Raw genomic sequence first — 23,551 nt, 5'->3', positions numbered from 1 at the left:
AAAGGCGTGCGGGATCTACTCCGCCGGAACGTTGCGCACCGAAGGCGGGTCTTCAGCCCCGTCCCCCTCATCGGACGAAATGCGAAACAGGCCGGAAATATCCGAACCGATCCCCATGAGTGCCGGCACCAGCACGAGAACAAGCACCGTGGCGGTCGACAGGCCGAAGACGATGGTGATCGCCATCGGCATCAGGAACTGCGCCTGCAGGCTCTTTTCAAACAACAGCGGCAACAGGCCGCCGATTGTGGTCAGCGAGGTGAGCAACACCGCGCGCAGGCGGTCCTGCGCGGAGGCGATTGCCGCCTGCTCGATGGTCTCTCCGTCCTTGCGCCGCTCGTCGAAGCGCGCGACCAGAATGATCGAGTTGTTGACGAGAATGCCCGACAGGCCAAGCAACCCGATCAGGCTCAGGATCGTCAGATCGAAGTCCAGCAGATAGTGCCCCGTCACCGCGCCGACGACGCCGAAGGGGATGATCGACATGACGGCCAGCGGGGTGAAGTAGCTGGCGAAGATTGCCGCCAGGATCAGATAGATGGCCGCGAGTGCGGCAATTGTGCCCAGTTGAAGATCCGCGAACGCGCCTTTCCGTTCCTCCTCGCGTCCCGAGAACTTGTAGTCGATGCCAAAGCGGTCGGTGATCGCCTGGATCTTCCCGCTGTTCAGGTCTTCCACGATCTGGATGTTCGAGGTGACCTCCCGGTCCACATCGGCGGACACGCCGACCGTGATGCGGCCGTCGACGCGCTGGATCACCGAAAAACCCTGCCGGTCGTCGAGCGTCACGACTTCCAGCAGCGGAACGAATTCACCGCTCGGCGCCTTGAGCATCAGATTGCGCAAGGCGCCGCCGCCCGATGCGGACAGGTCCTGAAGCACGCGGATGGTGACCTCTTCCTCGCCCTGGGCGAACCGGCGCGGGATGGAACCTTCCAGTGCGCTGCGGATCTGGCGGGCGGCATTCTCCACGGTAAAGCCGAGCGCCTTGCCGCGCGGGCTCAGCTCGATCACCAGTTCCGGCTTGCCATAGGGCAGGTCGTCGGCCACCCCGTCGACGCCGGGATAGCTCGTCAACAGCTCCTGGACCTCCAGCGAGGCTTCTTTCAGCCGCGCCGGATCGTCGCCCTGCAGCAGGATGTCGAGATCCCGTCCCGGCGGCCCTCCGCGACGCTCGAACACCGCGACCCGCTTCGCGCCCGGAATATCGGGAAGCGCCTGACGCCAGGCCCGCACGACTTCCGGTGTGCGCGTGGTGCGCTCCTCCGAAGCGGTCAGCTGCACGTCGATGCTGGCGACATTGCGGCCGCGGTTGTTGCCGGACTGGCCGAGCGTCGCATAGGAAGCGATGATGAGCTTTTCGTCCGTTCCGCTCGTCAGTCGGCGTTCGGCCTCGCGAAGCGCGCCTTCGATCCTGAGAAGACCGGCTTCCGACTCCGCCAGAGAAATGCCGGCGTTAAAGGAGATCGAGGCACGAATGTTTTCCGCTTCCGGCGAGGGGAAGAACACGAAACCGACCCGGTCGCCGCGCACCATGCCGACCGTGATCAGCAAGGTGGCGATTGCCACCGAAATCGTGACATAACGCCAGCGGTAGGCGAGCGTCACCAAGGCCCGGAACGGGACATCGCGGACCCAACCGAAGCCGGCATCAAACCCCCTGCGAAACCAGCCGGGACGCTCGTCGAACGTCTGCCGGCCCTGCATGCGGCGCAGCACGAGAAACAGGAATTCGAGCGCGACGGCAACGGCGAAGGCAAACAGCAGCACCAAGCCATCGAAAATCGTCTGGCCGAACGCGTCGTGGCCGGCGCGCGCGGGAACGGCGATCCAGTCGAGCCAAGGCGGAACCGAAATGTCCTCGCGCCCGGCAAGGGCGATGACGAAGAGGGCCGGCGCGGCAGCAAGGACAACAACTCGCCACCAGCTCCACGAGGGGACCCGCGACAGCGAATGGGCGAGGTGGCCCGGAAGCACGAAGAAACACTCGACGATGCTGGCGATCACCACAGCAACCACCACGAGCGGCAAGGCGCCCATGATCTGGCCGATGGTGTCCTGGATCAGCATGATCGGCAGGAAGGCGGCGATCGTCGTCGAGCTCGCCGCAATGATCGGCCAGAGCATGCGGCTCGCGCCTTCTTCCGCCGCCTGATACGGGCTGTCGCCCATGGCGGTGCGGGTCGCCGTGTGTTCGCCGACCACGATGGCATCATCGACGATGATACCGAGCGTCATGATCAGCGCGAAGAGCGAGATCATGTTGATGGTCTGCCCCGAGACCCACATGATGCCCACGGTCGCCAGGATCGCCACCGGAATGCCGGCTGCCACCCACAATGCGATGCGCGCATTGAGAAAGGCGAAGAGCACGATCACGACAAGAAGCAAGCCGCTCAGGCCGTTTTCGATCAGGATCATGATGCGCTGGTTGAGACTGTCCGCGCGCACTTCGTATTTGACCAGTTCCAGCGAGTTCGGCAGCTTTGGAGCCACCTCGGTCAGATACCTGTCGAGGATCGCGTTGACCTTGAGCTGGTCCGCTTTCGCCGAGCGTTGCACGGTGAGTTCCACCGCGCGCACGCCGTCTGAGAATCCGAGCACCTGATCGTCGTCGAAGCTCTTGGTGACCTCGGCGATGTCGCGCAGCTGAACCTTTTCACCGGTCGGGAAGGACTTGACCGTGATCCGGCTGATCGCCTCCGGAGAATCCGTGTCGGCCACGGCGCGCACCTGACGCTCTACGCCGCCCCTGAGGTCGCCGGACGGCAGATCGCGCGTGTTGGCGGCCACCCGGTCGGAGATGTCGGCGACCGTCAGACCGAGCCGGCGCAGCTCGCGCTCGGGCACGCGCACCACATATTCGGTGTCGCGGAAGCCGGAGAAGGTCACCTTGTCGACGCCCCTATCGATCAGGTCGTCGCGGATTTGGCGCGCATAGCTCTTGAGCGCATCTTCGGAAAACGGCCCGCGCAGCGCGACCCGCGCCACCCGATCGAACCAGCTAGACAGCGACACGACCGGGGTTTCGCTGTCTTCGGGCAGCGTCGTGACGCCGGCGATCGCCTGATCGACGTCGGACAATGCCCGTTGCATGTCGGCACTTTCGAGGAATTCCAGCCGCACGCTGGCCGAGCCCTCGCGGGCGTAGGATTTCATTTCGTCGACATTGTCGATGAAGCGCAGTTCCGGCTCGATCGCCTGAAGAATGTTCTTTTCCACGTCTTCCGCGCTGGCGCCCGGCCAGGACACGGAAACCGAGACAGTGTTCACAACGATCTGCGGGAAGAACTCGGTGTTGAGCTTGGCGATGCCGAAGACCCCGAACAGGATCATCAGCACCATGACCAGGTTGGCGGCGTTGGGATGACGCAGAAAATGCCCGATCAGCGTCGATGGCTTGAACTGCGGCGCGCGCATGGGTCAGCGTGTCCCTTCGGAAGCGCCGCCGGACGTGGCGGCGGCCGGTGTGGCCTGTTTGGGTTCCGCCACGCGGACACCCTCGCCGGCCTCATCGAGGCGGGTCACGATCAGCGTGTCGCCGGAAACCAGATTGCCCTCGACGATCAGATCGGTGCCATCGAAGGCGACCGGTCGCACGTCCCGGCGCACGGTGCGGCCGTCCTCGACCACATAGACGTGATCAGTGCCGTAGAGCGCCGCCTCGGGGATGCGGGCGCTGTTTGCATAGGTCCTGTCGGCGACACGAACCTCTACGAAGGCGCCGGGACGAAGGGTCGGCTGCCCCTCGGCAACCCGCACCCGGGCGAATGCATCGATGCCGCCGCGTGCCAATGCGACATCCGCGCCCACGCGAACGATCTCGCCGTCGTAGCGCACCGGTTCGCCGCCAATGTACCAAAGCACCTCGACCGAACGACCAATGACCTCGCCCTCGTCGGCGAGGATGCGGCCGTATTGATTGTCCGAGAGGGTGAGACGCACTTCCAGGGCATTGCGGTCGTAAAGCGCGGCAATCACGTCATTGACGTTGACCAGGCGCCCGACGGCGGCGCTCTCTTCGCGCACGACGGCGTCGAAGGGAGCCTTGAGCACCGTATCGCCCAAGTTCTTCTCAGCCTGGCTCAGCCGCCATTCCAACCGCTCGATCGCCGCCTCCTGCTGATCGACACGCGCCCGCTCCACGGCAAGCGCATTGCGGCGCTGATCCACGGCCTGCTTGCGCTGGGACACGATAAGGCTGCGTTCATCGACGGTGCGCTCGGTCACGGAGCCGCTTTCGCGCAGCTGAGAGGCCCGATCGAGATCGCGTTCGGCAAAGGCCAGTTGCTCCACCGCGCGCTCCACATTGCCTTCCTCGGTGGCGACCCGGCCACGGGCCTCGACAAGACCGGCGCGCGCTTCCGTCAGGTTCGCCCGCGCCTCGGTCACCGCGCCGCGGTACTGGAAGGGATCGATCTCGACGAGCTCGGCACCGGCATCGAGCGTCGCGCCGGCTTCGAGGCCGGGATTGACCCGGATAATCTCGCCGGCCACCAGCGCGCGCAGATCGGCCGTGCGCGCCGCGCGGATTTCGCCATAGAGATTGAGCACCGGCGCGTGGTCGCGAATTTCCACGGGCGCGGTCTCGACGGTGTAGACCACCTCGCGCGCCTGACGGGTCGGCACGTCGGCCTTGGTGAAAATGAGCCGCTGCATGCCGGTATAGGCGGCAAGGAGGATTGCGACGGCGAGCAGCGTCTGAAGCAGAACCTTTCCAACGAGCACGGCCCGCTTTCCCCCGGAGCGGCGCGCGCCGGGCATATGAAAGCCGACATCCGAACGTTTCCGCTCGGCATCTTCATCGATCGATTTCAGCATGACGTTCTTGTCCACTCGCCCGTCCATTTGCGCAGTCACATGACGTTATAGGTCGAAACGCGGCCAGCGGATCGCAACGGGTCCACAATCGACGCGAGATCGCGAGACTATCGGAGCCAATCCGATACGACGCAAGGCGAAGAATGTATCAAAGTGTGGCCACGACAAGGGCAGGTGCGCGAGACCTTTGGCACCCCACGCGGTCATGGAAGCAGCCGAAAGCACCTCGCTCAACCAAAACGCGAGATGACTTGACCTACATCATGTCAGGCGTCTCGTGACTATGCCCAGATCGACCAGGTTCATTCACAAAGGGAGAGCCGGCACATGAAAGAGAAAAAAGGCAAAGGGTCCGCACACGATGCGGCGCTTGGCGGATCGAGAAAACCGGACAAGACCGGCAAGGACACCAGCCGGGGCTGGATGAACCCGGTCGGGCCCGATCCGGAGCTCTATCCGGATCCCAGCCCCGAGCCTCAGGCCCCGCCGGCAAGCGGAACGCCGCCGGTGGCATCCGAACCGGCGAATGTCGGCTCTGGAACCGCCAACGTCGGGTCAGACACCGCAAATGTCGGCTCCGGCACGTCGACGCTCCCGAAAAAGGAGTGAGGCGCGCGCCTCAAACCTCGTCGGCGTCGTAGTGGTAGTGCGTGTTGCAGAAGCGGCAGGTGACCTCGATGCGGCCATCGACGGTCATGTCCGTGCGCTCCTCGTCGGTAAAACCCTTCAGCATCGCGCGGATGCGCGTATCCGAACAACGGCAGCGATCTGCCAGTGGCTGCGGCGAAAAAACGCGCACGCCGCGCTCATGAAACAGACGGAAAAGCAGCCGCTCCACCGTCATGTCGGGATCTCCGAGTTCGTCGTCGCGCACCGTTTCAACCAGCGCGCGCGCCTCCCGCCAGGCATCATCTTCGTCGATTTCGTGGAATTCGGCGCCCTCGGGTGCGTCGCCCGGGTGCAGATCGGGCTGGCGCATCCGCTCCGGCGCCTCGGGCAGGAACTGCGCCAATATGCCGCCGGCGATCCAGGACCGGCGCGGCGCGGCGCCCGGCTCGCGCTCCAACACCTCGCCCACGGCAAGCCGCACCACCGTCGGAATCTGTTCGGACTGCGCGAAATACTGATGCGCCACCTCTTCCAGCGACTTGCCGTCAAGCGCGACAATGCCCTGGTATCGGTTCATCGCCGCACCCTGGTCGATGGTCATCGCGAGATGGCCGTTGCCCAGAAGCGACGCCGGGTCGGCCTGGCCACGTGCCTGGGCGGCTGCCACGGCCTCCTCGTCAAACTGCGCGCAGGCGCGCAACCCGTCGGGCGTGTCGAAATCCACGACAAGCATGGACACCGGCCCGTCGGACGTCGTTTGCAGGGTGAAGCGACCGTCGAACTTCAGCGATGTGCCGAGCAGCGTCACCAGAGCCGCCGCCTCGCCCAAAAGCCGGGAAACCGGCTCCGGATAGGCATGGCGCTGCAGGATCTGGTCGAGCACCGGCCCGAGCAGGACCGCGCGCCCGCGCGTGTCGAGCGGCTCCACCGCGAAGGGAAGAACGGCATCGCGTCCGGCCGGCTCCAGCCCCTGGCGCGTCAGTTCGTCTTCGATACTCATGCGTTCTGCAGGGCTCCGAAACACCAGGCCAAAATGCCCTTTTGCGCATGCAGGCGGTTTTCCGCCTCGTCGAACACAACGGATCGTGGCCCGTCCATGACCTCCGACGTGACTTCCTCGCCGCGATGCGCGGGCAGGCAGTGCATGAACAGCGCCTCGGGGTCGGCCTCGGCCATCAGACGTTCATTGACCTGATACGGCTTCAACAGGTTGTGGCGGTCGCCGTCCTCGTCGCCCATGGAGACCCAGCAATCGGTGACGACGCAGTCCACGCCCTTCACCGCCTCGAAGGGATCGTCGGTGATGCCAATCACGGCTCCGGCCGCACGCGCTGACGCCACCAGTTCAGGAGCCGGAGCAAGCTGGGCGGGCGTTGCGACCCGCAGTTCGAAGTCGAACTTCGCAGCCGCGTGCATCCAGGACGCCAGCACATTGTTGCTGTCGCCCGTCCAGGCGACGGAGCGGCCGGCGATCTTGCCCTTCTTTTCCTCGAACGTCAGAACATCCGCCATGATCTGGCAGGGATGGGTGCGTTTGGTCAGCCCGTTGATGACCGGAACGGTGGCGTTTGCGGCCAACTCGTGCAGTGCATCATGGTCGAGCATGCGGATCATGATCGCGTCGACGTAGCGCGACAGAACGCGGGCGGTATCCGCGATGGTCTCGCCGCGCCCGAGCTGCATTTCGGCACCCGTGAGCATCAAGGTCTCGCCGCCCAGTTCGCGCATGCCCACATCGAAGGAAATGCGCGTGCGCGTCGAGGGCTGCTCGAAGATCATCGCCAGCACCCTGCCGGCCAGCGGGCCGTCGCCGCTGACGCGCACGGGGCCGCGTGCATCCTTGATGCGGCGGCTGCCGTCGAGAATGGCGCGCAACTCCTGCGCGTCGACCTCGGTCAAGTCGAGAAAATGACGTGGCTGCGCTGACATCACTCGGCCGCTCCCCGTTTCAATTCGCTGTCCATGGCATCGGCGGCGCGATCAATGCGGTCCACAGCCTCGGCCAGCTCTTCTGCGGTGATCGTCAACGGCGGCATGATGCGCAACACGTTCTCGCCGGCTCCGACCGCCAGCACCTTCTCTTCGCGGAAATGCCGCAGCACGTCGCCATTCGGCGCATGGCACTTGAGCCCCAGAAGCAGCCCCTTGCCCCGGACCTCCTCGAAGACATCCGGATGCCGGTCCACAACGCCGGCGAGTTTCTGTTTCAACAAAAGCGCCTTGTCCTGAACGGCTTCGAGAAAACCATCGGCGAGAATGACGTCCAGTACGGCATTGCCGACGGCCATGGCCAGCGGATTTCCGCCATAGGTCGTGCCATGCGTGCCGGCGACCATCCCGTCGGCCGCAGCCTCCGTGGACAAACATGCACCGAGCGGGAATCCTCCGCCGATGCCTTTCGCGATTGCCATGATGTCCGGCGTGATCCCGGCCCACTCATGCGCGAACAGCTTGCCCGTGCGTCCCACACCCGTCTGCACCTCGTCGAGGATCAGCAGGATCCCGGCCTCATCGCACAATTCGCGCAAACCGCGCAGACATTCGGTCGGCAACGGGCGTATGCCGCCCTCGCCCTGGATCGGCTCAACCAGGATCGCGGCGGTGTGCTCGTCGACGGCGGCGCGCAAGGCGTCATGATCGCCGAAGGGCACCTGAATGAAGCCCGCCGCCTTGGGACCGAAGCCCTCAAGATATTTTTCCTGTCCGCCGGCGGCGATGGTCGCAAGCGTCCGGCCGTGAAACGCGCCTTCAACGGTGATGATGTTGACCCGTTCCGGCTGGCCGTTCGTGTAGAAGTGCCGGCGCGCGGTCTTGATGGCGCACTCCAGCGCTTCCGCACCGGAATTGGTACAGAACACACGGTCGGCGAACGTCGCCTCCGTGAGCTTGCGCGCAAAGGCTTCCTGACCCTCGATGCCGTAGAGATTGGAGACGTGCCAAAGCTTGTCGGCCTGGCTCTTCAATGCGTCCACAAGCGCGGGATGGCTGTGGCCCAGGGAATTGACGGCGATCCCTGCGGCGCAATCGAGATATCGTCGGCCATCGGCGGTCTCCAGCCACACACCTTCGCCGCGCACGAACGACAGGTCCGCGCGGTTGTAGGTCTGATAGAGCGAAGTCTCCACCATGTCCGTCTCGCCTCAGTTTGGGTTGCCGGCGCCTGCTGGCTGCCTGACACCCGGGTTTGCCGCCGCCGAGATGCCACTTCCGACATTTGGCGCGCAATTGCGGCCCCCGGAAAGCAGAGTGCCGCCCAAGAGAGGCGGCACCACGACGACACGTCGTTATACACCCGCGCGGACCTGAAAAGTCAACGTGCTTGCCACGCTCCGGCACGTCGCCGGAATCCACTGGCCATCCGCTGGTTGAGGGTTTGTTGGGGAAAACCGGCACTATCCCCAGGTGAATCTGCGCAAAGCCTTGCGAAGAAAACGCGGCATATTGTAGTTTTCAAGTTAAGAAATACGACATCTCGTGTGCTTGACTCACTTTAGCCTCAAAATCCGGTGATGAGCGGGGTGCCCTTGTGGTGTGCCGATAACCGGATATTAACCAGATGTCGGGTCTCGAACCAAGACGGAGTGTGCCGCATGTCCTGGACAAGCGAACGTGTCGACCTGTTGAAGAAGCTGTGGGGCGACGGACTGAGCGCCAGCCAGATCGCGGCGGAACTGGGCGGGGTCACGCGCAACGCCGTAATCGGCAAGGTGCACCGGCTGGGCCTGTCAGGACGCGCCAAGACCCAGGCGTCCGCATCGCAGAAATCCCGGAAAACCGCCAAACCCTCCATGTCGGAGAGCCAGTCTCACACCGAGACACCACATTCGCCGATGCCGCAAAGCATCGGCGCGACAGCGCTCAAGGCCGAAACCGCTCCGGTGGCCGCGCCCGCGCCCAAGAGTCAGCCAGTGGCCGAACTCGTTCCGATCGCAAAGCGCGCCTCGATCCTGACGTTGACCGAGCGCACCTGCAAGTGGCCTATCGGCGATCCGACGAGCGACGACTTCTACTTTTGCGGACACGCCTCCAACCCCGGCGTTCCCTATTGCGCGCATCACTGCCGCATTGCCTATCAGCCGGCGAGCGACCGGCGTCGCACCCAGAACCAGCGCGCGGTGGCAGCGGGCTGAAATAGACCCGGGTAGCGTTCCGGCGCCAGACGATTGAAAAGGCCCGCACCGGGGAACGGTGCGGGCCTTTTCGTATTCGGCAGACGTCTCCTTGAGAGACCGGGGCGAAAAACCGCGGTGCGCATGCCGCGAAATCAGGACGCGACGGCAAACTGGTCGTTGAACGCATATCCCGCGCCGCGCACGGTGCGGATCGGATCGACCATCCTGCCCCGGTTGATCGCCTTGCGCAGGCGCCCGACATGAACGTCAACAGTGCGCTCGTCGACATAGACATCGTGGCCCCAGACGCCGTCGAGCAACTGTTCGCGGGTATAGACACGCCCCGGCGAGGTCATCAGAAATTCCAGCAGGCGGAACTCGGTCGGCCCGAGATGGATCTCCCGGCCCGCGCGGCGCACCCGGTGGGTCTCGCGGTCGAGTTCGAGATCACCCGAGCGCAATTGCGAGGACACGACCTCCGGCTTGGCACGGCGCAGCATTGCCCGCACCCGCGCCATCAGCTCGGGGATCGAGAACGGTTTCACCACATAGTCGTCGGCCCCGGTCGCCAGGCCGCGAATGCGCTCCTGCTCCTCGCCGCGAGCCGTGAGCATGATCACGGGAAGTCGCTCCGTTTCCGAACGCGCCCGCAACCTGCGGCAGAGCTCGATGCCGGACAGGCCGGGCAGCATCCAGTCCAAAAGCAGAAGGTCCGGCTGTTGCTCGCGCAGCAAGAGCTCCGCCTCGTCGCCGCGCATGCAGGTGTCGACCGAATAGCCTTCCGCCTCCAGATTGTAGCGCAGCATCATGATGAGAGGTTCCTCGTCCTCGACAATAAGAACCTTTGGCATTTGCGGTAACCTCGCCTTGTCTCTTCACACGTCGCGCGTCAGCTCGCGGCGCCGGTCTCCACGCCGGTCTCGTCGACCTTGTGGCGGTCGTCGGCAGGTTGCACACCCGTCGACATGTAGATGACGTTTTCCGCGATGTTGGTCGCATGATCACCGATGCGTTCGATATTCTTTGCGCAGAACAAAAGATGCGCGCAAATCGAGATCTGGCGGGGATCCTCCATCATGTAGGTGAGAAGTTCTCGAAAGATGGAGGTGTAGAGAGCGTCGACCTCGTCGTCGCGTTCGCGCACGTTCGCGGCGGACGAGGTGTCACGGTTGGCATAGGCATCAAGCACCGCCTTGAGCTGTTCCTGCGCCAGTTCGCTCATGTGCTCGACGCCCAGCGCGAACTTCTTGCTGTCGAACGATCCCTCAATGGCGATCACCCGCTTGGCGATGTTCTTTGCCAGATCGCCGACACGTTCCAGATCGTTGGAGATGCGCATGGCGGCGATCACGTCGCGCAGGTCCTGCGCAACCGGCTGGCGGCGGGCAATAATCAGGATCGCCTGATCCTCAACCTCGAACTGCAGCGCGTCGACGCGCTTGTCCTGGGCGATGACCTTGCGGGCAAGCTCCTTGTCCATACGGATCAGCGCGGAAATCGCATCGGTCAGCATGACTTCGGAAAGCCCGCCCATTTCCGAAACGCGACCGGCCACGGATTTGAGCTCGTCGTCGAAGGAAGTCACTGTATGATTCGGCATTTCAAATCTCCATTGCGGCACGCCGGCGAGCCGGCAGCGACACGTCCCGTTGGCGCAACCGTTAGCCGAAGCGGCCGGTGATATAGTCCTGCGTGCGCCGATCAACGGGATTGGTGAAAATCTCTTTGGTTTCCCCCTCCTCGACCAGATTGCCAAGATGGAAAAATGCGGTGCGCTGCGAGACGCGCGCCGCCTGCTGCATGGAGTGGGTGACGATCACGATCGTATAGTTCGCCCGCAATTCGTCGATCAGCTCCTCGATCTTCGCCGTGGCGATCGGATCGAGCGCCGAACACGGCTCGTCCATGAGGATGACCTCCGGACTCACCGCAATGGCGCGCGCGATGCACAACCGCTGCTGCTGACCGCCGGACAGGCCCGTTCCCGGCTCGTCCAGCCGATCCTTGACCTCTTCGTAAAGACCGGCCTTCTGCAGGCTGTTGGCGACGATCTCATCGAGATCCGTCTTGGAGCGCGACAATCCGTGAATCCGCGGACCGTAAGCAATGTTGTCGTAGATCGACTTGGGGAAGGGATTGGGCTTCTGGAACACCATCCCGACCTTGGCGCGCAGTTGCACCGGATCGACCTTGGGATCGTAGATGTCTTCCCCGTCGATGCGGATGTCGCCCTGGACACGGCAAATGTCGATGGTGTCGTTCATGCGGTTGAGACAGCGCAGGAAGGTGGACTTGCCGCAGCCGGACGGACCGATGAAGGCCGTTACGGTCCGGTCGGCGATGTTGAGGTCCACATCCTTGATGGCATGTGTCTCGCCGTAGAAAACCTGGACCTTGCGGGCCGAGATCTTCGGCGGCACGGTTTCGGCGTCGGCGTCGACGACGGGCATCTCGTTCATGGCTTGCACTTTCCTTACCAGCGCCGCTCGAAGCGGCGACGCAGAATGATCGCGATAATGTTCATCGTCATCAAGAACAGGAGCAGAATGATGATGCCGCCCCAGGCCCGCTCGTAGAAGGCGGGGTCGGCGCGTTTCGCCCACTCGTAGATCTGGGCGGGCATCGCCGAATTCGGATCGAGGAAGCCGGCGGCCACGCCGTCCGGCACATTGGAGGCGATGAAGCCGACCATGCCGATCAGCAGAAGCGGCGCGGTTTCGCCCAGCGCCTGCGCAAGGCCGATGATCGTGCCGGTGAGGATGCCGGGCATCGCCAGCGGCAGGACATGGTGAAACACCGACTGCATCTTGGAGGCACCGACCCCGAGAGCGGCGTTGCGGATCGACGGCGGCACCGACTTCAGCGACGCCCGGGTCGAGATGATGATCGTCGGCAGCGTCATCAGCGTGAGCACCAGCCCGCCGACAAGCGGCGCGGACTGCGGCAGATGCGCGAACTGGATGAAGGCGGCCAGACCGAGGATGCCGAAGACGATCGAGGGAACCGCCGCCAGATTGGAGATGTTCACCTCGATCAGATCGGTGAACCGGTTCTTCGGGGCGAATTCCTCAAGGTAGATCGAGGCCGCCACGCCGATCGGCAGCGACAGGACAAGCACGACAAGCATCATGAAGAACGACCCGATCATCGAGACGCCGATACCGGCCTGCTCTGGGCGGCTGTCCGAGGCGTCGGCGCCGAAGATGAACTGCCAGTTGAACCGCTTCTGCAGGATGCCGGCGGCGCTCAGCCGGTCAACGATGTCAAGATGGGCCGCATCGAGGTTCTTGTCGTTGACCAGATCCTCCCGGGTAACGCGTCCCTTCAGGTAGCCATCGACACGCGAGGAGGCCAGAAGATCGAATGTGTGCGTGGTGCCGATGCTGTCGGGATTTGCGAGCACGAAGTCGCGCACGCTCGCCGCCGCCCCCGAAGACATCATCTTGTCCAGGTCGCGCGCCGACATGTCGGTCTCGATTCCGGCCGACGACAGAACGTTGGCGAAGGCGCCGCCGATGATGGCGCGATACTTGGACGTCTTGACGATCGATGCTTCCGCAGCTTCGATTTCGGACTGTTCCAGTGGCACCGGAATGGTGATGAAGGTTTGCGTGAAAGCCGATGTGCCATTGCTCAGGATCGTCGCGAGAAGCGCGATCAGGAACAACAGCCCGATGATCACCGCCGAGAGGCCATACATTTTGAAGCGGGCTTCGGCGGCGTTGCGCTTGCGGGTCAGGGCGTCGACCTCAAGAAGCGACCCCTTGCGGGCGGGCGCTGCGACCGGACGCCCGGTCTGTGCTGTCGTGTCGGTCATTCGTACTGTTCCCGATATTTGCGCACGATGTAGAGGGCGATGACATTAAGCCCCAGCGTGATCACGAAGAGCGTCATGCCGAGTGCGAAGGCGACCAAGGCTTCGGGCGAAGCGAAATCCGCATCTCCCGTCAGCTGGCTGACGATTTTTGCCGTCACGGTGGTCATGGCCTCGAAGGGATTGAGGCTCAACCGCGCGGCAGCCCCCGCTCCCAGAACCACGATCATGGTTTCGCCGATGGCGCGCGACCCGGCGAGCAGGATCGCCCCGACAATGCCTGGAAGCGCCGCCGGCAGGATGACCTGCTTCACGGTTTCGGAATGGGTGGCCCCAAGACCCAGAGACCCGTCGCGCATCGACTGCGGCACCGCGTTGATGATGTCATCGGACAGGGAGCTGACGAAGGGAATGAGCATGATGCCCATGACCAGGCCGGCCGTCATGACCGCCGTTCCGCCGCCCATCCAACCCACGCCGAGCAATCCGCCATCGCCAAAGATATCGACGAGCAACGGACCGACCGTGAGCAGCGCGAAGAGACCGTAGACGATGGTGGGAATGCCGGCGAGAACCTCCAGAAGCGGTTTGGCAACCGCGCGCACCGCCGTTCCGGCGTATTCCGACAGGTAGATCGCGGCAAAGAGCCCGACCGGCACCGCCACGGCCAGCGCGATGAAGGAGATGTAAAGCGTCGCCCAAAGCAGCGGCAGGATGCCAAGCTCGGAGCCGCCGCCGAAGCTCGGGCTCCACGTCAGGCCGAAGAAAAAATCCCATGCCGGATAAAGCTTGAAGAATTCGACCGTGTTGAAAATCAGCGACAAAATGATACCGACCGTCGTCAGGATTGCAATGGAGGCCGCGAAGATCAGGATCCAGCGCACAACCCCCTCGACCGCGTTGCGCGCGCGAAACATCTTGTCCGTGCGCATGTAGACGAAGGCCAGTCCGGCAAGCGCCGCGCCGATAACGGCAACCGCGCGCATCAGATCCCCGGTCGACGACAGGGCGCGATACCGTTGCGCGGCCTGGAGCGTTTCAGAGGTCACATCCGACCCGAGCGCGACCCCGACCTCGCCGAGACGGTCACGCACGTCGGTGAATTCCGTGCGGATCGACGCGGCCTGGTCTTCGCTCAGGATCCCCGCCCCGACCGCCAGATCGAGCCCGTCGGCCACCCGCTCCACGTCGCTCATGACGAGACCGAGCGAGCTTTCCTCCGCCGCGCGGTCGGAGATCATCGCCGAAACCTGGTTCTCGATGACGACGCTTTGGGCCGGAAGCCACAGAAGAAGCACGAGGGAAGCGGGAAGCAGCGCAACAAGAAACCCGAACCAGCCGTAGTAATTCGGCAGCGAATGAAGATTGCGCGCGTCCCCGCCCGCACTTGCGATCGCCTTGCCGCGCCCGAGCACGAAGCCGGCCACGGACAAGGCCAGAAGAACGAAAACCAATATTGGCAGGGACATGACACCCGATCCGGTCAGCGGAAAAACAAAGAAGGACGGCGCAGACCCGCCGTCCTTCCATTAAACCAATGGGCTTAGTTGCCCATCGTGACTTCGTTCGCAACCGCGTCCTGCGTCGCGGCCAGTTCCGGATCGGCAACGAGACCATACTGCGACAGCGGGCCGTCGGGACCTGCGATCTCGTCGGAGACGAAGAACTGCGCGTACTCCTTGAGACCCGGAATCACACCGATGTGGGCCTTCTTGACGTAGAAGTACAGCGGACGCGACACGGGATACTCGCCGGTCGAAATCGTCTCGGTCGACGGGTTCACGCCGGACATGGTCGCAACCTGGAGCTTGTCGGTGTTGTTCTCGTAGAACGCCAGACCGAACACGCCGATGCCGTCCTTGTTGGCGTCGATGCGCGCCAGCGTCTCGGTGTAGTCGCCGTCGATGTCGACGGACACACCGTCGGTGCGCACGGAAATGCAGGCATCTTCGGCGTCATCTTCGCTCATGCCGGCGTCGATCATCGCCTTCATTGCGCCCGTCTCTTCGCAACCGACCGCAAGAACCTTCTCTTCGAAGACTTCACGCGTGCCGTGTTTGGTGCCCGGAATGAAAGCGGCGATCGGCTGATCGGCGAAATCCGCATTCACCTGGTTCCAGCTGGTGTAGGGATTGTCGACGAGCTCGCCGTCAACCAGAACCTTCGGCGACAGGGCCTTGAACCAATCCGACTGCGTGAAGGCAAAGGAATTGCCGTTGATGTCGGAGGCAAAGACGATGCCGTCATAGCCGATACGGACTTCGATGATGTCCGTCACGCCGGCTTCGGCGCAGGCCTTGATTTCCTTTTCGCGGATCTTGCGCGATGCGTTCGCGACGTCGATCGTGTTCTCGCCGACGCCGTTGCAGAATTTTTTCAGGCCGGCGGAGGAGCCGCCCGATTCAACGACCGGGGTCGGGAATTCGGTGTTCTCGCCAAATGCCTCGGCAACGATCGAAGCGTAGGGCAGAACCGTGGAGGAACCGGCGATCTGGACCTGGTCGCGCGCAACGGCGGCGCCGGCGAACCCGGTGGTGGCAACCGCAAGAGCGGTGGCGCTGAGAAGAGCCTTGACTTTCACCTGACGTCTCCCTGGATGTTCAGGATTTAAAGTGTCCCCTTGCAGACTTATTCCCGCAAGGTCGAGGGGCACCCTAGGGGCCGCCCGTGATGCTTATATGACGGCTGGATCTCAGTTTTATGACATCTCAAATATTTGAAAACACGGGACTATCGATCCACAGCCGGCTCAGCATCCGAAATTGCCGCGGGTATCTTGACAAGAAAGTTAGCGCCCTCGCCCAGACGGCTTTCGATCTCGAGCCGCGCCCGGTGCCGGGTCAGGATGTGCTTGACGATCGCAAGGCCCAGCCCCGTGCCCTTCATCTCCCGGCTCGCCGCCACGTCCACGCGGTAAAACCGCTCGGTCAGACGTGGCAGATGCTCCGGGGCGATGCCCGGCCCGTGATCGCGGATCGACAGCACCCACTGGCCCGGGGGGCGCGGCTCCGCCTGCGGGCGGTCGAGGTCCGCCCACGACAGACCGATCTCGATGAGCTTGCCGGAGGCCCCGTACTTCAGACTGTTCTCGATCAGATTTTCCAGAACCTCGATGAGTTCGTCGCGATCGCCGCGCACAACGGCCGGCTTCTCGGGCAGCGTCAGCTTGATGGCAACGCCGACCTCGTCGGCAACCGGCTTCAGCGCATCGCAGGTGTGGCGGACGAGCGGGACGAGATCGAGCGTGGTTTCCGGCTGGACATGCGCCTTCAGTTCCACGCGCGACAGCGACAGGAGATCGTCGATCAGCCGGCGCATGCGCTCGCCCTGCTGCATCATGATCTGCAGGAATTTCTCGCGCGCCACCGGATCGTCGCGGGCGGGGCCCAGCAGCGTCTCGACGAAACCTGTCAGCGAGGCAAGCGGCGTGCGCAATTCGTGGCTCGCGTTTGCGACGAAATCGGCCCGCATGCGTTCCAGCCGCCGCTGGCCGGTCTGGTCCTGGATGGTGACGAGAATGAACTGCTGCCCCGAGGCGCTCGCCTGTTCGACCTCGGTCGAGCCGGCTGTCGGGGCCGGCGTCACCGGCGCGATCACCGCCTCGAGCCATTGCTCGGCCGGCGATTTCTCGCTCCACTCGATCCGTTGTGCGACATCGCCGCCGATGACGCGCTCCAGCGCCTCGAGAAGCGCCGGAGAGCGCAGGCGAAACGAGATCGGATCGCCGGGCCGCACTTGCCCGAAGCGGATCCGCGCGGCCGTATTGGCATATCGGGTGACACCGCGATGATCGACGATGAAACAGGGATTGGGAAAGGCGTCCGCCAGATGCTTCATTGCGGTTTCCGGCCAGGCGGAAACGGCGCGCTTGCGCCGCAGGCGCCGGGCGATCAACGGCTTGCGCGCAGGGGCAAGCAATGCCGCGCCCGCGACGATTGCAAATCCACCGATCACATAGAGGACAGGCGCGGTTCCGGCGTAAAGAGCCCCGGCTGCCACCGCCGCACAGGCCAGCAGGACCCAGCGTTGCATCGCAATGCGATCACGCAACATGCCGCGCGCCCGGTTGCGCCCCCGGGGGTGCAGGACGTCGGCCTCCAGCGGTTCATCGGTCATGGCAGCGCTTTCGGATCATCTCGGACGGCCGGCGGGACCGCCGGTTTTCAAAAGCCCGGTCGTCGGGTCGGCCGGTTTTCGCAGGCCCGTTTGTCGGGCCGCAATGGCGGGAGGATGGCCTAACACGCAGCTCATGACAAACCAAAGACGCCGACCCGCGTGCGGCGGCGGTTCCAACCGGCTTGCCGGAGCGAGCGCTGATCGGGTAAGCCCGACGCAGACTGTTCCCGCCCTCCGACAGATCAGGCGCCCGCAAATGGCCAGACTGGAGCACGACCGCAAGTTCGATCCCGCCCATGGCAGCGCCGTGCCGGTCAGCGATGCGGTGCGCCGGATCACGGCGCGCAATGCCGGTCCATTCACCTGGCATGGCACCAACAGTTATCTGGTCGGACGCGCCGAAGTCGCGGTCATCGATCCGGGTCCAGAAGACCGCGCTCATCTCGAGCTGATCCTCGAGACATGCGGCAAAGCCCCGATCACGGCCATCCTGGTAACGCACACCCACGCGGATCATTCGCCGGGCGCGCGGCTGCTCAAGGAGATGACCGGCGCACCGATTGTCGGCTGCGGGCCGCATGTGGCGGCGCGGCCGCTGTTTTCCGGCGAGGTCAATCCGCTCGATGCCAGCGCCGACATGCAACACAGGCCCGACCGAGAACTGTTCGATGGTGACACGCTCGCCGTCGACGGGCTGACGCTCTCCGCCGTCGAAACCCCCGGCCATACGGCAAATCATCTGGCCTTCGCGCTGGATGAAGGCCGTGTTCTCTTTTCCGCCGACCACGTCATGGCCTGGTCGACCTCCATCGTCGCCCCGCCGGACGGCTCGATGAGCGCCTACATGGCCTCTCTCGAACGGCTGATGGCGCGAGACGACGCGCTCTATCTGCCGGGCCACGGTGGACCGGTCCGCGTGCCGGCCGACTATCTCGCCGGCCTCAAGGCACATCGCCTGGCGCGCGAACAAGCGATCATGGCGCGACTTGAGGCGGGCGAATGCACGATTCCGCAGATGGTCGCGACGATCTACCGGGACGTCGACAGGAGCCTGCACGGCGCGGCCGCGCTCTCCGTCCTGGCGCAGATCGAATGGCTGGTCGAGCGCGGACTGGTCGTTTCGGAAGGGCCACCTTCCCTTGCCGCGCGATATTCTCCCACTCCGTCGGCGTGAGATGGCAACCTCGAGAGCCTTGCCGCGGGCGGCACAGCGTGGCATGAGATTGCGCGTCTGCCGCCCCTCTCCTTGAAACCCACGGATCATTTCATGCGTATCAAGGCCGTTCTCTTCGACCGCGACGGCACGTTGACGGATTTCGACCGGACCTGGGGACCGGCGATCGCCGCCGTGCTGACCGACCTTGCCGGCAACGATGCCGCCCACCTGGAAACCCTGTCGCGGATGGCGATGTTCGACGTTGCCGGCGCGCGGTTTACCGGGCCCTCGCCGATGAAGGTGCAGGCGCCGGCGGACTATTCGACCGACTGGGCGCGGGTTCTTGGCGAGCCGGACCCGGACGCGATGCTGGCGCGCATCGAGGCGACGCTCCTGGAACACGCCACCCTCAATGTCACGCCGTTTCCGGGCGTTCTGGAGACCCTTCACGGCCTGCACGCGGCAGGGCTGCCCGTCGGACTTGCGACCAACGGCACGGAAGCCTCCGCACGGGTTCAGATGGAGGCGCTCGGTGTCGGCACCACCTTCGGCTTTCTCGCCGGCTACGACAGCGGTTTCGGGCGCAAGCCCGCGCCGGGACAATTGCTCGCCTTCGCCCGCCACACCGGCCTCGACCCGGCCGAGATCGCCATGGTCGGCGACAGCCTGCACGACATGCATGCCGCGCGCGATGCCGGGATGATCCGTATCGCCGTCACCACCGGCGCCGTGACGCGCGCCGAGCTGGAACCGGAAGCCGATCTCGTCTTGGTCGAAATGCGCGACCTTCTCACCGTCGCGCTGGCGGCGGAGCAGGTCCCGTGACATCGCTCAAGGCGGTGCTCTTCGACAAGGACGGCACGCTGATCGACTTTCAGGCGACCTGGGCCCCGACCTTTCTCACAATCCTGGAGGAACTTTCGGACGGCGACGGTCACCTGATGGTGCGGCTCGGAGAGGCCAGCGGCTATGATCTGGCAACACGGCAATTTCATCCCGATTCAATCGTCGTCGCCGGCTCAAACAACGATATCGCGGCAGCCTGGGCGGACATCTTGAAGGGACGGGACATCGAAGCACTGTTCGCGGACCTGAATGCGCGGGTCGGCGACATGAGCCTGCCGCACCTCACGCCCTTCGCCGACCTCCTGCCGGTGCTCGACGCGCTGGCCGCCCTCGGCCTGCGCCTTGGTATTGCGACCAACGACGGCGAAGCCTCGGCGCGCACGCAACTGGCGACGCTTGGGCTGGAATCCCGTTTCGACGCGGTGATCGGCTTCGACAGCGGCCATGGCGCCAAGCCGGCGCCGGGCATGGTACAGGGGTTCTGCGATGCTCTCGGGCTGACTCCCGCGGAGGTCGTCATGGTCGGCGACAGCCTGCACGACATGCACGCCGGCCGCAGCGCCGGCGCGCAAACGCTTGGCGTTACGACCGGGACCGTGCCGGCCAAGGTGTTGCAGGACCACGCCGATCACGTCGTCGGATCGCTCACGCAGGCGCTGGAATGGATTCGCGCCCGCACCTGATCGCCACGGCGTGCAAGATCTCGTTCTCAGAACAGCCAGGTTTCGGGATTGGGAACGGGCTCGCCGCGCGAAATCCACTGCAGGCCCTTCACGCAGCGCACGATCAGCCAGACGACAAGCGCGATCATCAGCAGGAACCCGATGCCGACCATCATCAGCAGCGCGGACACCAGCGCACCGGCAAGGCCGATCCAGAACGTGCGGATCAGATAGGTGTAGTGGCTCGCGGCCATCGCATCCGCCTTGGCCGGTTCATATAGGCCAGCACGATGCCGACGAGCGCTGTCAGTCCGAACACCAGACCCACCAGATACAGGATGTAGATCAGCTGGATGTTGGACGCGCCGGGGTCCAGCAGCCGTCGCGTCTGCCCGTCGCCGGCCGGTCGGGTATCAGCATCGCTCATTTCGCCTGTTTCCTCGTCCTGTTTGCGGGAACTGCACTCTCCCCATCGTGCCGTCGACGCTGCAAGGGGCTCTCCTTTCGAAAGCCGACGCCAGCCAACCGCGCGCCAATCACCTCGCGCGACGCTGGACAGGCCCGCACCTCCCGGTGCTAATGTGGGGACAAGAAAAGCTCACCGAAACAAAGAGCTGAACCTTCCGGAAGGAGATCTCATGCCCGCGCCCGCACTGCCCGGCCTGATGCAGGACTGGTCATTGACCTGCCCCCGCATCCTCGACCATGCCGCGCGCAATAACCCGACCCGGGAGATCGTATCGCGCTCGGTGGAAGGCCCGATCCACCGCACCAACTACGCCGAAATGCGCGACCGGGCCCTCACCCTGGCAAAGCGCTTCACCCGCTACGGGCTGAAGGAAGGGGACCGGGTGGCAACGCTCGCCTGGAACACCTGGCGTCACATGGAGGTCTGGTACGGGCTTCTCGGCATCGGCGCCGTCTACCACACCGTCAATCCGCGACTGTTCCCGCAGCAGATCGCCTGGATCATCAACCACGCCGAAGACCGGCTCCTGGTCGTCGACCTGACCTTCGTTCCCATCGTGGAGAAAATCTGGGGCGAATTGACCACGATCGAACACGTCGTCGTGCTGACCGATGCCGCCAACATGCCCGAGACCGGCTTCCCGTCCTCACCCTACGAAGAATGGCTGGCGGAGGCAGACGCCGATTTCGCTTGGGTGGAGCTCGATGAAAACGCTGCCGCGGGCATGTGCTACACATCGGGCACCACCGGCAACCCCAAGGGGGTGGTTTATTCGCATCGCTCCAACGTGCTCCACGCCATGTCGGCGGCGACGCCGGACATGCTCGGGCTTTCGGCGCGAGACCGGGTGATGCCGGTGGTTCCGCTGTTCCACGCAAACGGCTGGTCGCTCGCCTTCTCCTGTCCGCTTGCCGGATCGGCAATCGTGATGCCGGGCCCCCGCATGGATGGCGAGGCCATCTGGGAACTGCTCGATGCGGAAAAGGTGACACTTACCGCCGCGGTTCCCACCATCTGGCTGATGCTGCTTCAATATCTGGAGAAAAGCGGCAAGGCGCTGCCCCATCTGGAACGGGTCGTGATCGGCGGCGCCGCCTGCCCGCGTGCAATCACCAAGGCGTTCGAGGAGGTCTACGACGTGCGCGTGATGCACGCCTGGGGCATGACGGAGATGAGCCCGCTCGGCACCGTGTGCTCGATCAAGCCCGAGGTCGTCGATCTCGAGGGCGAGGCCAAGCTCGACCTACAGGAAAAACAGGGACATGCGCCCTTCGGCGTGGAAATGAAGATCACCGACGACGAGGGCAGAGAGCGGCCCTGGGACGGCAAGACCTTCGGGCGGCTGAAGGTGCGCGGGCCGGCAATTTCGCAGACCTACTTCAAGGGCGACACGCCAATCGTCGACGAGGCCAATTTCTTCGACACCGGCGACGTCGCGCATATCGATGAAAACGGATACATGCAGATCACCGACCGCGCAAAGGACGTGATCAAGTCCGGCGGCGAATGGATCTCCACCATCGACCTGGAAAACCTGGCGCTCTTGCATCCGCATGTTGCGGAAGCCGCGGTGATTGGCGTGTCCCATCCCAAGTGGGACGAGCGGCCGCTCCTGATCATCGTTCCGCGCGACGGCTGTACGCCCGACGCATCCGATATTCTCGCCTCTTTCGAGGGGCGCATCGCCAAATGGTGGATGCCCAACGATGTGGTCTTTGTCGATGAAATCCCCCATACGGCAACCGGCAAGATCAAGAAAACCGCATTGCGCGAGCAGTTCTCCGCCTACTCCTTTCCCGAATAGGGCATCGGCACAGGTGAAGACGGTTCGCAACCCGAAACGGGCATGGTAAGGCCAATGACGGTTCATCAACCCGGATCGGCGGCCCGCAGCATGCACAAAAAGATCCCCGTCCGGCGATCGCGGCTCGCCGGTGCCAGCCTGTGGAGCGGCCGCTTCGCCGTGCCCGTGCTCGTGATCGGCGCGTTGCTCCACCGCTTCGAATTCGTGACCACGCCGCAGGTCCTCGTCATTCTCGCGACCGGTTTTGTGCTCGGCGGCATGGCCATTGCGACGGGTGTCTTTTCGCTCGCGAGTCTCTGGAGCCGGGGCGGAACCGGCTGGGCACGGGCCCTGCGGGGCCTGGTCTACGGCCTCATCGCCGTGGCGCCCGTGTTCGCGGGCCTTTACGGATTCTGGCACTACCCGCTTCTTGCCGACGTCAGCACCGACATCGAGGCGCCTCCGGCGCTACCGCCAACCGGGGCCGGCGTTCCCCCGCACGACTTTACGTCCGGCGGTCTGCAACAGACCGCCTACCCGGACATCGTCTCGCGCCGCTTCCGGGTGGCGCCGGCCGATCTGCATGCGGCCGCGCGCCGGGTCGCGGAACAATCGGGCTGGATGATTACCGCGGAACTCCCGCCCGGGATGCCCGACGAGCCGACCCGCTTTCAGGCGGAAGCAACATCGCTGCTCTTTGCCTTTCGCGACGATGTCTCGGTTCGCATCCTTCCCGATCCGGTCGGGGCACGCCTCGACATCCGTTCCGCCTCACGCTTCGGCCAGCACGATCTCGGGGCCAATGCCCGTCGCATCCGCGGCTTTTTCGAAGACCTCGACGCCGCCCTGCTGGCCGCTTTCGGCGCGGTGGAGGCCCTGGAAGACGACGAGGAACTGCCGGAGCTGCCGCCGCTCGACCCGGACGCGCCACGCGAGGAGGAGGACGGGCCTCCCCCGCTCCCGTCCATGAAGCCGGACGAGGAGAGCGACCCCCGCCTTTCCGCTGAGGAAGGGACCGCCGCACAGGACGACGCAGGCGGTATCACGCCCCTGCCCGACGACATTTCGGAAATCTATCAGGACGACCCGCCAGATCCGGCACAACAATAGTCGATGCGTGGCGCGGCGAATTGCGCCGCCCGCCCGCCGTATTCAGGAGATCG

21 protein-coding genes are annotated in these 23,551 nt (G+C 64.3%); 7 read left to right on the top strand and 14 right to left on the bottom strand.

Annotation, left to right across the window (positions count from 1 at the left end; translation table 11 throughout):
• Positions 1–15 precede the first annotated feature (15 nt).
• Together BLU32_RS02640 and BLU32_RS02635 are read right to left on the bottom strand one after the other, a co-directional pair.
• Complete coding sequence (locus BLU32_RS02640) at positions 16–3,420, bottom strand: efflux RND transporter permease subunit (RefSeq protein ID WP_093804865.1); 3,405 nt, start codon at positions 3,418–3,420, stop codon at positions 16–18.
• A 3-nt stretch (positions 3,421–3,423) separates the two neighbouring features.
• On the bottom strand, positions 3,424–4,836 hold the full coding sequence (locus tag BLU32_RS02635; protein WP_157727463.1) for an efflux RND transporter periplasmic adaptor subunit: 1,413 nt from the start codon (positions 4,834–4,836) through the stop codon (positions 3,424–3,426).
• 312 nt (positions 4,837–5,148) lie between these two features.
• Here BLU32_RS02635 and BLU32_RS02630 point away from each other — a divergent pair, with 312 nt between their 5' ends.
• Positions 5,149–5,430 carry a hypothetical protein gene (locus BLU32_RS02630; protein ID WP_093804863.1) on the top strand — a complete coding sequence of 94 codons (282 nt, stop codon included), beginning with the start codon at positions 5,149–5,151 and terminating at the stop codon, positions 5,428–5,430.
• 10 nt (positions 5,431–5,440) lie between these two features.
• Here BLU32_RS02630 and BLU32_RS02625 read toward each other — a convergent pair whose 3' ends face one another.
• Genes BLU32_RS02625 through BLU32_RS02615 form a run of 3 tightly spaced genes read right to left on the bottom strand, consistent with a single transcriptional unit; the run spans position 5,441 to position 8,558 of the window.
• Positions 5,441–6,430 (bottom strand): Hsp33 family molecular chaperone, encoded by a 990-nt coding sequence (locus BLU32_RS02625; RefSeq protein ID WP_093804862.1) that lies wholly within the window; start codon positions 6,428–6,430, stop codon positions 5,441–5,443.
• Positions 6,427–7,359 carry an ornithine carbamoyltransferase gene (gene argF, locus BLU32_RS02620; protein ID WP_093804861.1) on the bottom strand — a complete coding sequence of 311 codons (933 nt, stop codon included), beginning with the start codon at positions 7,357–7,359 and terminating at the stop codon, positions 6,427–6,429. The genes BLU32_RS02625 and argF overlap by 4 nt, the downstream gene beginning before the upstream one ends.
• Positions 7,359–8,558, bottom strand: coding sequence for an aspartate aminotransferase family protein (locus BLU32_RS02615; RefSeq protein WP_093804860.1), 1,200 nt, complete (start codon positions 8,556–8,558; stop codon positions 7,359–7,361). Before BLU32_RS02615 ends, argF begins: the two co-directional genes overlap by 1 nt.
• A gap of 462 nt (positions 8,559–9,020) precedes the next feature.
• Here BLU32_RS02615 and BLU32_RS02610 point away from each other — a divergent pair, with 462 nt between their 5' ends.
• Positions 9,021–9,560, top strand: a complete 540-nt coding sequence (locus tag BLU32_RS02610) for a GcrA family cell cycle regulator (protein ID WP_093804859.1) — start codon at positions 9,021–9,023, stop codon at positions 9,558–9,560.
• Between the two features lie 134 nt (positions 9,561–9,694).
• Here the strand turns inward: BLU32_RS02610 and phoB are convergent, their stop codons facing one another.
• The 7 genes from phoB to BLU32_RS02575 all read right to left on the bottom strand — a co-directional run bounded on the left by phoB (position 9,695) and on the right by BLU32_RS02575 (position 17,472).
• The gene (phoB, locus tag BLU32_RS02605; RefSeq protein ID WP_093804858.1) at positions 9,695–10,393 is read right to left on the bottom strand and encodes a phosphate regulon transcriptional regulator PhoB; all 699 of its coding nucleotides are present in this window, start codon (positions 10,391–10,393) and stop codon (positions 9,695–9,697) included.
• Between the two features lie 38 nt (positions 10,394–10,431).
• Complete coding sequence (gene phoU, locus BLU32_RS02600; protein ID WP_093804857.1) at positions 10,432–11,142, bottom strand: phosphate signaling complex protein PhoU; 711 nt, start codon at positions 11,140–11,142, stop codon at positions 10,432–10,434.
• Between the two features lie 61 nt (positions 11,143–11,203).
• Positions 11,204–12,001: a phosphate ABC transporter ATP-binding protein PstB gene (gene pstB / locus BLU32_RS02595; RefSeq protein ID WP_093804856.1), complete on the bottom strand. Its 798-nt coding sequence runs from the start codon at positions 11,999–12,001 to the stop codon at positions 11,204–11,206.
• Positions 12,002–12,015: 14 nt separating this feature from the next.
• On the bottom strand, positions 12,016–13,359 hold the full coding sequence (gene pstA, locus BLU32_RS02590) for a phosphate ABC transporter permease PstA (protein WP_093804855.1): 1,344 nt from the start codon (positions 13,357–13,359) through the stop codon (positions 12,016–12,018).
• Positions 13,356–14,825 (bottom strand): phosphate ABC transporter permease subunit PstC, encoded by a 1,470-nt coding sequence (pstC, locus tag BLU32_RS02585; RefSeq protein ID WP_093804854.1) that lies wholly within the window; start codon positions 14,823–14,825, stop codon positions 13,356–13,358. The genes pstA and pstC overlap by 4 nt, the downstream gene beginning before the upstream one ends.
• A gap of 74 nt (positions 14,826–14,899) precedes the next feature.
• Positions 14,900–15,937 (bottom strand): substrate-binding domain-containing protein, encoded by a 1,038-nt coding sequence (locus BLU32_RS02580; protein WP_093804853.1) that lies wholly within the window; start codon positions 15,935–15,937, stop codon positions 14,900–14,902.
• 149 nt (positions 15,938–16,086) lie between these two features.
• Positions 16,087–17,472, bottom strand: a complete 1,386-nt coding sequence (locus BLU32_RS02575) for an ATP-binding protein (RefSeq protein WP_093804852.1) — start codon at positions 17,470–17,472, stop codon at positions 16,087–16,089.
• Between the two features lie 256 nt (positions 17,473–17,728).
• On the opposite strand from BLU32_RS02575, the gene BLU32_RS02570 reads away from it, so the two are divergent.
• The 3 genes from BLU32_RS02570 to BLU32_RS02560 all read left to right on the top strand — a co-directional run bounded on the left by BLU32_RS02570 (position 17,729) and on the right by BLU32_RS02560 (position 20,157).
• The gene (locus tag BLU32_RS02570) at positions 17,729–18,646 is read left to right on the top strand and encodes an MBL fold metallo-hydrolase (RefSeq protein ID WP_093804851.1); all 918 of its coding nucleotides are present in this window, start codon (positions 17,729–17,731) and stop codon (positions 18,644–18,646) included.
• A gap of 93 nt (positions 18,647–18,739) precedes the next feature.
• A complete protein-coding gene (locus BLU32_RS02565; RefSeq protein ID WP_093804850.1) occupies positions 18,740–19,453 on the top strand; it encodes an HAD family hydrolase in 714 nt (237 codons plus the stop codon).
• On the top strand, positions 19,450–20,157 hold the full coding sequence (locus BLU32_RS02560) for an HAD family hydrolase (RefSeq protein ID WP_093804849.1): 708 nt from the start codon (positions 19,450–19,452) through the stop codon (positions 20,155–20,157). The genes BLU32_RS02565 and BLU32_RS02560 overlap by 4 nt, the downstream gene beginning before the upstream one ends.
• A gap of 26 nt (positions 20,158–20,183) precedes the next feature.
• Here the strand turns inward: BLU32_RS02560 and BLU32_RS22505 are convergent, their stop codons facing one another.
• A complete protein-coding gene (locus tag BLU32_RS22505; RefSeq protein WP_371326952.1) occupies positions 20,184–20,390 on the bottom strand; it encodes a DUF4870 family protein in 207 nt (68 codons plus the stop codon).
• On the bottom strand, positions 20,363–20,563 hold the full coding sequence (locus BLU32_RS22500; RefSeq protein ID WP_371326951.1) for a hypothetical protein: 201 nt from the start codon (positions 20,561–20,563) through the stop codon (positions 20,363–20,365). The genes BLU32_RS22505 and BLU32_RS22500 overlap by 28 nt, the downstream gene beginning before the upstream one ends.
• A gap of 226 nt (positions 20,564–20,789) precedes the next feature.
• Here BLU32_RS22500 and BLU32_RS02550 point away from each other — a divergent pair, with 226 nt between their 5' ends.
• Both BLU32_RS02550 and BLU32_RS02545 read left to right on the top strand, forming a co-directional pair.
• On the top strand, positions 20,790–22,409 hold the full coding sequence (locus tag BLU32_RS02550; protein ID WP_093810485.1) for a long-chain-fatty-acid--CoA ligase: 1,620 nt from the start codon (positions 20,790–20,792) through the stop codon (positions 22,407–22,409).
• 90 nt (positions 22,410–22,499) lie between these two features.
• On the top strand, positions 22,500–23,498 hold the full coding sequence (locus BLU32_RS02545; protein WP_172838523.1) for a DUF1499 domain-containing protein: 999 nt from the start codon (positions 22,500–22,502) through the stop codon (positions 23,496–23,498).
• Positions 23,499–23,551 lie beyond the last annotated feature (53 nt).

The sequence above is a fragment of the Stappia sp. ES.058 genome, from assembly GCF_900105595.1.
Classification (GTDB): domain Bacteria; phylum Pseudomonadota; class Alphaproteobacteria; order Rhizobiales; family Stappiaceae; genus Stappia.
This window is presented reverse-complemented; position numbering and strand designations above follow the sequence as displayed.